The organism is Methylobacterium sp. CCH5-D2, assembly GCF_001556475.1.
In the GTDB taxonomy this organism is placed as follows: Bacteria; Pseudomonadota; Alphaproteobacteria; order Rhizobiales; family Beijerinckiaceae; genus Methylobacterium; species Methylobacterium hispanicum.
Genome location: NZ_LSIX01000876.1, coordinates 1 through 8,834, shown reverse-complemented (window position 1 = coordinate 8,834; position 8,834 = coordinate 1). Strand labels below are relative to the sequence as shown.

Here is an 8,834-nt window from a genome sequence, read left to right as displayed (position 1 = left end):
CCCACCGGCCGGAGACCGCGCCCGCCACCCCCGCCCTCGACCCGGCCGAGAACCGGGCCGGCTGCGAGGCGGTGCTGCAGGGCCTGGTCGCCGACGCCGACGCGGCGCGCCAGCCCGTGGCGGTCGTCTACCAGGACTTCCTCGTGCGCTGCCGCATGCGCGGCCTCGACGGCGACGGCTACGGGATGCCGGCCTTCCGCCGGGCGCTCAGCGTCGCGCGGGCCGGCGTCGAGGCACCCTCCGAGGCGGGTGAGGGCGGCGACGAAAGCTGGAGCGCGGCGACGAACCTCGCCGCCACCATGCCGGAGGAGGTGCAGGGCGTGTTCCTGCTGATCGCCCGCGCGGCGCTCGCCGGCGCGTCCTGCCCCGGCGACGCGGCGCTGGCCAAGGCGATCGGCAGCCGCTCCCCCGGCCGGGCGCGGCGGCTCCTCGGCTACATGGAGAGTCGCGGCGCGGTGGTCAGCCGCACGGATTTCCGCGGCAACCGGGTCATCGCCGTGCCGGGCCTGTCCTGCGAGACCGCGCCGGGCGACCCGAAGGCGGAGGCCGCGCCCGCGGACGCGCCCGCCGAGGGGACGGACTGGCAGCTCTTCGCGGCGGAGTGATACGGTGTCCGGCTGACGGGTTCGGGCCCGCGTGCGTGGACCGGGCCGGACGCCCTCTCCCCGAGGGCGCGGGAACCCGCGCCTCATGCCGAAGGCGTTGACCCCGGGTCGGTCGAGACCCTTACGGAGCAGAGCATGGACGACGCGGTTCTGATCGCCGAACTCGCGGCCTCGACCCACCTGCCGAAGGCGGCGCTCCGCGCGGCGCTGGAGCGGCCGGCGCTGCTCGCGCCCGAGACGCTGCGCCTGGTGGACAAGGCCGCCACGGCGGAGGAACTCGAGGAGGGCGAGGCCAACCTCCTGTTCTGGGGCCTGCACGTGCTGGCGCACGCGCGCGACACGCGGGCGCTCGCGCCGTTGCTGCGCCTGCTCCGGCAGGACGAGGACACCCTCGACGCGTATCTGGGCGACGCCGTCACCTCGACGCTCTCCAAGGTGGTGGCGAGCCTGTTCGACGGGGACCCGGAGCCGGTCTTCGCGCTGATCCGTGACAGCACGGTCGACGACGCCGTCCGACAGGCCCTGTTCTCGGCCTGCGTCACGCTCTGCCAGACGGGCCGGATCGAGCGGGACGCCGTGCATGCCCTGCTCGTGCGCTTCGATGACGCCAAGGCCGCGGTCGAGGAGGGCGCGGCCTGGATCGGCTGGGAGGAGACGATCGCGCTCCTCGGCTTCCGCGATCTCGCCCCGCGCGTCGAGGCGGCCCGGCGCGACGGGCGCATCACCGACGAGATCAGCGACGCGGGCTGGTTCAAGGAAGCCCTGCGCAAGGCGGTGAACCGCCCGGACGACCTGCGGCGCTTCGATGCCTGGAGCTTCGGGACCCTGGACGACCCGCTCGCCGACCTCGCCTGGACCGAGGAGGGCGCGGGGCTGCCCCAGCAGAATCCCTACAGGGACGTCGGCCGCAACGACCCCTGCCCCTGCGGCAGCGGCAAGAAGTTCAAGAAGTGCTGCCTGGACAAGGTCGCGGCGGCCTGACCTGACCGCGTTTCGGCCGGGCGCCTGAATCGCGCCATACCCTCTCTCCCATAGGGAGAGGTCTGCTTTCGCAGAAAGCCGGGTGAGGGGACCCGCGCCATGTCATTCAAAGGCTCGAAGCCAAGGCCTCCGTACCGCTGAGCGGGTTCGCCGGGTCCCAGCCGTAGGCCAGCGTCTCGAAGCGCATCGCGCGCGCATCGACCATGAGGAGACGCCCGACCAGCGGCTCGCCGAAGCCGGCGATGGCCCGGATCACCTCCATGGCCATCAGCGAGCCCATCACGCCGGCCAGCGCGCCGAGCACCCCGGCCTCGGCGCAGGGCGGCACCGAGCCCGCCGGCGGCGGCTCGGGGAAGAGGCAGCGATAGGTCGGGTTCGGGCGCCCCTCCGCATCGGTCTCGTGCGCCCGGATCGTGGTGAGCGAGCCGTCGAAGCGGCCGAGCGCGGCGGTGACCAGCGGGCGCCGCGCGTGGAAGCAGGCGTCCGAGACGGCGTAGCGGGTCGTAAAGTTGTCCGAGCCGTCCGCCACCAGATCGTACCGCGCGATCAGGTCCACCGCGTTCCCGGGCGTGATCCGGTGCGGATGGGCGACGACCGCGACGTGCGGGTTGAGTCGGGCGACCGCGTCCCCGGCGCTCTCCACCTTCGGCCGTCCGAGATCGGGCGTGCCGTGGATCACCTGCCGCTGCAGGTTCGAGAGCGAGACGGTGTCGTCGTCCACGATGCCGATCGTGCCGATGCCGGCAGCCGCGAGGTACTGGATCAGCGGGGCGCCCAGGCCCCCCGCCCCGATCACCAGCACGCGCGCGGCCTTCAGGCGGTTCTGGCCCGGGCCGCCGACCTCGGCGAGCACGAGGTGGCGGGCGTAGCGTTCGATCTCTTCGGGGGCGAGGGCCATGGCTGGCAGATAAGCCGGCTGCCGCCCAAACGAAAGCGCCGTCCCGGAGGGGACGGCGCGAACGCGATCGAAATGTCGAGGCGCCTCAGCGCGGCGCCAGGATCATGATCATCTGGCGGCCCTCGAGCATCGGCTCGCTCTCGACCTTGGCGATCTCGGCGGTCTCGTGCTTCACGCGCTCGAGGAGGCGCAGGCCGAGATCCTGGTGAGCCATCTCGCGGCCGCGGAAGCGCAGGGTCACCTTGACCTTGTCGCCCTCCTCGAAGAACCGCTGCACCGACTTCATCTTGACGTCGTAGTCGTGCTTGTCGATGCCCGGACGGAGCTTGATCTCCTTGACCTCGACCGTCTTCTGGCGCTTGCGGGCCTCGTTCTGCTTCTTCTGCTCGTTGAAGCGGAAGCGGCCGTAATCGAGGAGCTTGCAGACGGGCGGCGCGGAGTTCGGGGCGATCTCGACGAGGTCGAGGCCGGCCTCCTCGGCCATCTGGAGGGCATCGAAGAAGGCGACGACGCCACGGTTCTGGCCGTCCGCGTCGATGAGCTGCACGTCGCGGACGCCGCGAATGTCCCGGTTGGCGCGCGGCCCGTCCTTCTGCGGGGCCGGCATGGCTCTCATAGGTCTACGAATGGCTGCTATCTCCTGCTGCAACGACGAAGAGGCGACCCGGAACACCCGTCCGAGGATGTCCTGACCGCCGCCGCTCCGGCCAATCCCGGATAAATCCTACCTTGGCTCAAGCGTGCGGCAAGTCAACACACCTCGGCGTGCGTGAATCGCAGTTCTTCGCGGATGGTTCCCGAAAGACACGTCAGATGTGAGAACGCGCCAGCTTGCCCGCAAGATCCGTCACGCTCCCACGCTTCTGTCACGCCCCTCTGCCGAGGAGGCGCGCGTAGACGTCGAGGGTGTCGCCGACCATGCGCTCGAGCGAGAAGTTCGCCTCCACATGCGCGCGGGCGCGGCGGCCCAGCGCGTCGCGGGCGCTGGCGCCGAGCGCGAGCGCGTCGCCGAGCGCAGCGGCGAGCGCGTCCGCGTCGCCCGCGGGCACGCGCCAGCCCGTGCGCTGGCCGGGCTCCACGTCGGGCGGGCTCAGCACCGTCTCGGGCACGGCGCCGAGATCGGAGACGACGACGGGCGTGCCGAGCGCCTGCGCCTCCACCGCCGAGCGGCCGAAGGCCTCGGGCTCGACGGAGGGCACCGCCACCACGGAGGCCGCGCGAAAGGCCGCCGGCATGTCGGTGCAGTGGCCGACGCGCCGCACGATACCCTGGAGGCCGCGCTCGGCAATCAGGGCGTCGAGTTCGCGCACGTAGCCGTCCCGCCCCTGCGGATCGCCCGCCAGCACCACCGCGAGGTCGCCGACGCCGCGGCCCCGCATCATCGCCGCGGCCTCGATCAGGACGCGGTGGCCCTTCCAGGCGGTCAGCCGCGCGGCGAGCAGCACCACGCGCTCGTGGGGCGCCACGCCCCAGCTCCGGCGCAGGGCCTCGACCCGCCCGGGCCCGACCGCGACCGGCGTGAAGGCGGCCAGATCCGTGCCGCGGTGGATCACCCGCACCCGGTCCCCCGCCTGCTCGGCGTGGAGGCGCCGGATCAGGTCGGCGGTGTAGTGTGAGTTGGCGATCACCACGTCGCCGCGCGCCATCACCGAGTTGTAGAGAACCTTCACGCCGGTCCGGCCCGAGTAGCTGCCGTGATAGGTCGTGACGAAGGGGAGCTTGAGCCGCCGTGCCGCGCCGAGCGCCACCCAGGCCGGGGCGCGGGAGCGGGCATGGATGATGCCGACGCCCTCGCGGCGGCACAGCCTCGCGAGGCGCCCGACGTTGAGAGCCATCGCGGCGGGGTTCTTCGAGCCGGCCGGGAACGGCACCCAGACGCCGCCCTTGGCCTGCAGCTCGCCGACGAGCCGCCCGCCCTCGGTGGCGACGAGCGCCCGGGCGCCGGCCGCCGCCAGGCCCGCGGCCACGTCGACGGTGGTGCGCTCCGCGCCGCCCGCGTCGAGCTCCGGGATGATCTGGAGGACACAGGTGCCGGCGAGCGGCGGGGCCTGCATGGGAAAGCCGGTGGGGTTGCGCGTCTCGCCGGTCATGTGCGGAACGCTACCCTCTGTCTCGTGCGCATCGTCACAGGATCGGTCCCGGGCTTTACGGTCGGGTAAACGGAGCCTGAAGCTGAAGCGTTCAGGCCGGGAAGCATCGCGTAGGGAGAAGGGGATGGCGCAGATGGATGAGACGCCCGCGTTCATCGCGGTCGGCGCGGGCGCGGCGCGGCGCGAGATCGCCGTGCGGGTGCGCGAGGGCGCGGGGCCGCCGGTGGTCTGGCTCGGCGGCTTCCGCTCCGACATGGGCGCCACCAAGGCGATGGCGGTCGATGCCTGGGCGGAGCGCGCTGGCCGCCGCTTCGTGCGCTTCGACTACACGGGCCACGGCCTGTCGGGCGGGGATTTTGCCGCCTGCACGATCTCGACTTGGCTGGAGGATGCGGAGGCTGTGATCGCGGCGCACGCGCCCGAGCGCCCTGTGCTGATCGGCTCCTCGATGGGCGGCTGGATCGCCTGCCTCGCCGCCCGCGCCCAGCTCGCCGCCGGCCGGCCGGCCGCCGGGCTGGTGCTGATCGCCCCGGCCCTCGATTTCACCGAGGACCTGATGTGGGACCGGTTTCCGAAAGAGGTGCGGGATACGCTGGAACGCGACGGCGTCTGGCTGCGCCAGAGCGCCTACGCGCCGGAGCCGGACCCGGTCACCATGGCGCTGATCGCGGACGGGCGCAGGAACCGGCTGCTGACCGGCCCGCTCGATCTCGGCTGCCCGGTCCACATCCTGCAGGGGATGCGCGACCCGGACGTGCCGCACCCGCACGCCTTCAAGATCCTGGACCGGTTGCCCGCGGAGGGCACGGTGCTCACCCTGATCGCGGACGGCGACCACCGCCTGTCGCGGCCGCAGGACATCGCGCGGCTGATCGGGGCGGTGGCGGAGATGGCGTGAGAGAACGGTCCGACGGCGCCGGACGGGGAGCCCGGCGCCGCCGGGGCGCGCCTCCGACGAGGCTCGTGGCCCCGTCGCGGCCGGCGCGCGACCGGGATTGGCTAGTGCAGGCTGACCGGCTGCAGGTCGTGCGCGAAGGCGTTGGCCAGCACGACCTCGCGGGAATCCGCGAGCAGGATCGGGGCGCCGCTCGCCGAGAGCAGGGCGAACAGGTCGAGCCCGGGGGTGAGGTCGGGCGCCTGCGGGAACATCCGCTTGACCTCGTCCGAGGTGATCGCCCGCACGTAGGCGATATGGCCCTCGCCGAGCGCGGCGAGGTCGGCGGCGTTGAACTCGGCCGGATCGAGGTCGGCCGGCGTCAGGGGAGCCGGGTTGAGATCGGTCATGTCGTGCCCTCCTTTCGAGGCAGAGCTTCAGGCCTGGTTTGCGGTCCCGAAGCGACCGCGGGGCCTGATCCGCATGTGGTGGCGGCACGCTCGCCGATCAATCCTTGCCGGCTTTCCGCTTGACGCGCGTTTAAGCGCAGGGCGCAGGGGATTCCCGGTCCGGGGCTTCCGTCCGAAGCCGCACGCCACAACCCCGGTGTCGGCTTTTCGCGCCCTTCCCGGACGCCCGGAGCGTCAGCGGAGGGTGATCCGGGATCCAGCACAACGAGGCGCGTAGCGTCCGGATCCAGCAACCGTGCATGAAGATCGAGCCGCTTCGCGGCGCTTCATTCGCTGGATCCCGGATCACCTTCCACTCTCGTTCCAGGTGCCCGGGAAAAGGGCGGTGTTTCGTTCGTCAGGATCGAAGCCGTCCGCCGCTCAATCCCGCGCCGAGATCGTGATCTTGCGCACCACCCGCTCCGGCTCGGGCCGGGCGAGGTCGATCGACAGGAGGCCGTTGGAGAGGTCGGCGCCCAGCACCTCCATGCCGTCGGCGAGCAGGAAGGCGCGCTGGAACTGGCGCGCCGCGATGCCGCGGTGCAGGAAGTGGCGCTCGCGCTCCTCGACCTGGCGGCCGCGCACGACGAGCTGGTTCTCCTCCAGCATCACGTCGAGCTGGTCGCGGGTGAAGCCCGCAACCGCGAGCGTGATGCGCAGGCGCTCGGGCTCCCGCTCGGTGCGGGGCACGCGCTCGATGTTGTAGGGCGGATAGCCGTCGTTGGCTGCCTTCGACACCCGGTCCAGCGCCTGCTCGATCTCGTCGAAGCCGAGCAGGAAGGGGTGTCCGAACGGGGAGGGACGGGTCATCGTCGGCAAGCGTCCTTCAGGCGGAGCCCCGTGGCCCGAAGGCCTGTGGGCGCTCCGTGTCGCGGAGCCCGCCGCGGCAGCGCTCCCGCCCGGCCGTGCCGGATCGCGAGAAGATATGGACGGCGCGCCGCCGGGCATCAAGGGAGGCGGCCGAGAGGCCGCGGGGCAGGGCTCCGGCCCGGCGCGCGAAGCCTGGAGCGGGAGCGTATTTCGCCGGTCGGGAAGAGGTCGGGACGATTCGGCAATACTGGGGGCGACTTTCGAGACACCCAGACAGGCCCTGGGTAACAGTTTGGAACTGCTCTGAATTTCGAAGCAGACCTTGATCCCGGACGCTGTCCCGCGATATCGCCCCCGTCAGACGTGGAGCGGCCGGGCCTCGGCGCGCCGCGCGGATACCGGAGGCTTCATGACGGCGTCGTCCAGCCCGCCCGGCCACAACGCGATGCCGCGGGTGGCCGACGTCTGCGGCGACGACGCCGACGTGCTCGCCCTGTCGGTCGTCCGCTTCGTGGCCGCCGGCTACATGACGCGCGACGTGGCCTGCTGGGACGCGGCCTTCGATGGGGCCGAGCGCCTGCTCGGGCCCGACGAGGGCGGGCGCTTCGTCGCCTGCGCGGTCGGGATCGTGCGCGCGCTGCGGGCGGAGCGGGACCGGGACTGGTCCTTCATGCCCGCGACCTGCTGCCGCGTCACCGGGCACGAATGCGCCCTGGTCGGGTTGATCGGCCGCGGCCGGCGCTGCCTCTGGGAGGAGGTGGCGCAGGGTGCGGCCGAGATCACCGGCCGGTCCGAGGCGCCCCGGCTCGTGGCGGCGCTGCGGGCGGCCGTCGCGGCGATCGACGCGGCGGCGGACCGGCTCGGGCCCGGTCCGCAGCGCAGGCCGGCAGGTCAGGCCCTGCACTGAGTCTGAGGCCGGCCCCGTGCGGACCTCGGAACGGGTTCGAGACGCGAGAGGATGATGGAACGGTGATGGTCGCAGAGCAGGTGTCGGGGCGGGGCGCGGGGAGACGGCGCGGCCCGGGTGTAGGGTGCGGCTCCGTCGCATCCGGCTTGGCTGCGCTCGGCCTCACCGTCGCGCTCGCCGGCGCCGCCGCGGCCCAGGACGCGGCCGGAGCGGGCGCGCCGGCCGCCGCGGGGGCGCCGATCCGGCTCCAGCTCAACCGGCTGGAAGCCTCCGGCGAGGCCTGCCGCGCGACCGTGGTGATCGACAACCTCAAGGGCGGCGCGATCAAGTCCTACAAGGTCGATCTCTTCGCCTTCGACACCGAGGGGGTGGCGCAGAAGCGGGTCGCGGTCGAGCTCGGGCCGCTGCCCGCCCGCAAGACCACCGTGAAGCTGTTCGATTTCGCTGGCCTCACTTGCCCGAAGATCGGCCGCGTCCTCCTGAACGACGTGCTGGCCTGCGAGGGCGGCGAGGGCGGCCGGGAGGGATGCCTGGAGCGCACCGAGACCGAGACGAAGGCCGGCGTTCCCCTCGATCGCTGAGCCGAACTCAGGCCGCCGCGGGCTCCGAGGCCGCGGCGGCCGACCCGACGACCCAGGGCTGCCCGGCGCGGACGCGCCCGGCGGCCGGAAGCCATTGCGCGCATGCGAGCTTGGCCGCAACCCGACCCGATGACCTGAGGAGCCCCCGATGGAGAACCCCGCCCCAGCCGCCGAGGCCGTCGCTGCCGCGCACGACATGTCCTTCGTCGGCCTATACCTTCAGGCCGACCCGATCGTGAAGGGCGTGATGATCCTGCTGGTCGTCGCCTCGATCGCCTGCTGGACCGTGGTGTTCGAGAAGATCGTCCGCCTCGCCGCGGCCAAGCGCCAGGCAAAGGCCTTCGAGGCTCTTGTGCGCTCCGGCGGCAGCCTCGACGGCGAGCAGCGGGGCATCTCCGGCCACATCGTGAAGGCCGCCATCGACGCGTGGCGCGACCAGGACCCGAGCGAGACCCGCGCCGAGCGGCGCGAGCGCATCGAGCGGGCCATGCGGGCCGCCCTGGGTCTCGAGATGAAGCGCCTGCAGAACGGCCTCGCGCTGCTCGCCACCTCCGGCTCGACCGCCCCGTTCATCGGCCTGTTCGGCACGGTCTGGGGCATCATGAACTCGTTCTCGTCGATCGCGAAGAGCCAGGACAC

Annotated in this window: 10 protein-coding genes and 1 pseudogene; 6 read left to right on the top strand and 5 right to left on the bottom strand. The window is 72.6% G+C overall.

Annotation, left to right across the window (positions count from 1 at the left end; all coding sequences use genetic code 11):
• Positions 1-605 (top strand): annotated as a pseudogene (locus tag AX737_RS34790) (ATP-binding protein); the annotation flags it as partial.
• A gap of 135 nt (positions 606-740) precedes the next feature.
• Positions 741-1,586: a DUF1186 domain-containing protein gene (locus AX737_RS23410; RefSeq protein WP_066925527.1), complete on the top strand. Its 846-nt coding sequence runs from the start codon at positions 741-743 to the stop codon at positions 1,584-1,586.
• A gap of 106 nt (positions 1,587-1,692) precedes the next feature.
• Here AX737_RS23410 and moeB read toward each other — a convergent pair whose 3' ends face one another.
• The 3 genes from moeB to AX737_RS23395 form a co-directional block, all read right to left on the bottom strand.
• Positions 1,693-2,484 carry a molybdopterin-synthase adenylyltransferase MoeB gene (gene moeB / locus AX737_RS23405; protein WP_066925524.1) on the bottom strand — a complete coding sequence of 264 codons (792 nt, stop codon included), beginning with the start codon at positions 2,482-2,484 and terminating at the stop codon, positions 1,693-1,695.
• Between the two features lie 85 nt (positions 2,485-2,569).
• A complete protein-coding gene (infC, locus tag AX737_RS23400; RefSeq protein ID WP_238230070.1) occupies positions 2,570-3,091 on the bottom strand; it encodes a translation initiation factor IF-3 in 522 nt (173 codons plus the stop codon).
• A 259-nt stretch (positions 3,092-3,350) separates the two neighbouring features.
• The gene (locus AX737_RS23395; RefSeq protein ID WP_066925518.1) at positions 3,351-4,574 is read right to left on the bottom strand and encodes a glycosyltransferase family 4 protein; all 1,224 of its coding nucleotides are present in this window, start codon (positions 4,572-4,574) and stop codon (positions 3,351-3,353) included.
• A gap of 133 nt (positions 4,575-4,707) precedes the next feature.
• Here AX737_RS23395 and AX737_RS23390 point away from each other — a divergent pair, with 133 nt between their 5' ends.
• Entirely contained in the window at positions 4,708-5,472 is a 765-nt protein-coding gene (locus tag AX737_RS23390) for an alpha/beta hydrolase (protein ID WP_156453914.1), read from the top strand.
• Positions 5,473-5,573: 101 nt separating this feature from the next.
• On the opposite strand, the gene AX737_RS23385 is transcribed toward AX737_RS23390, so the two are convergent.
• Both AX737_RS23385 and AX737_RS23380 read right to left on the bottom strand, forming a co-directional pair.
• A complete protein-coding gene (locus AX737_RS23385; RefSeq protein ID WP_066925512.1) occupies positions 5,574-5,858 on the bottom strand; it encodes a DUF1150 domain-containing protein in 285 nt (94 codons plus the stop codon).
• Between the two features lie 420 nt (positions 5,859-6,278).
• Complete coding sequence (locus AX737_RS23380) at positions 6,279-6,707, bottom strand: Hsp20 family protein (RefSeq protein ID WP_066925508.1); 429 nt, start codon at positions 6,705-6,707, stop codon at positions 6,279-6,281.
• Between the two features lie 409 nt (positions 6,708-7,116).
• Between AX737_RS23380 and AX737_RS23375 the strand changes: the two genes are divergently transcribed.
• The 3 genes from AX737_RS23375 to AX737_RS23365 form a co-directional block, all read left to right on the top strand.
• The gene (locus AX737_RS23375) at positions 7,117-7,614 is read left to right on the top strand and encodes a hypothetical protein (protein ID WP_066925505.1); all 498 of its coding nucleotides are present in this window, start codon (positions 7,117-7,119) and stop codon (positions 7,612-7,614) included.
• A 65-nt stretch (positions 7,615-7,679) separates the two neighbouring features.
• Entirely contained in the window at positions 7,680-8,195 is a 516-nt protein-coding gene (locus tag AX737_RS23370) for a Tat pathway signal protein (protein WP_245293496.1), read from the top strand.
• A 148-nt stretch (positions 8,196-8,343) separates the two neighbouring features.
• On the top strand, positions 8,344-8,834 hold a 491-nt coding region (locus AX737_RS23365), incomplete at its 3' end, for a MotA/TolQ/ExbB proton channel family protein (protein WP_066925502.1).

What these genes read in the sequence shown, in the direction of transcription:
- AX737_RS23380 (WP_066925508.1), bottom strand. Translation starts at nt 6,707, where the DNA reads ATGACCCGTCCCTCCCCGTTCGGACACCCCTTCCTGCTCGGCTTCGAC.
- AX737_RS23390 (WP_156453914.1), top strand. Translation starts at nt 4,708, where the DNA reads ATGGATGAGACGCCCGCGTTCATCGCGGTCGGCGCGGGCGCGGCGCGG.
- AX737_RS23395 (WP_066925518.1), bottom strand. Translation starts at nt 4,574, where the DNA reads ATGACCGGCGAGACGCGCAACCCCACCGGCTTTCCCATGCAGGCCCCG.
- infC (WP_238230070.1), bottom strand. Translation starts at nt 3,091, where the DNA reads ATGCCGGCCCCGCAGAAGGACGGGCCGCGCGCCAACCGGGACATTCGC.
- AX737_RS23410 (WP_066925527.1), top strand. Translation starts at nt 741, where the DNA reads ATGGACGACGCGGTTCTGATCGCCGAACTCGCGGCCTCGACCCACCTG.
- AX737_RS23385 (WP_066925512.1), bottom strand. Translation starts at nt 5,858, where the DNA reads ATGACCGATCTCAACCCGGCTCCCCTGACGCCGGCCGACCTCGATCCG.
- moeB (WP_066925524.1), bottom strand. Translation starts at nt 2,484, where the DNA reads ATGGCCCTCGCCCCCGAAGAGATCGAACGCTACGCCCGCCACCTCGTG.
- AX737_RS23370 (WP_245293496.1), top strand. Translation starts at nt 7,680, where the DNA reads ATGGTCGCAGAGCAGGTGTCGGGGCGGGGCGCGGGGAGACGGCGCGGC.
- AX737_RS23375 (WP_066925505.1), top strand. Translation starts at nt 7,117, where the DNA reads ATGACGGCGTCGTCCAGCCCGCCCGGCCACAACGCGATGCCGCGGGTG.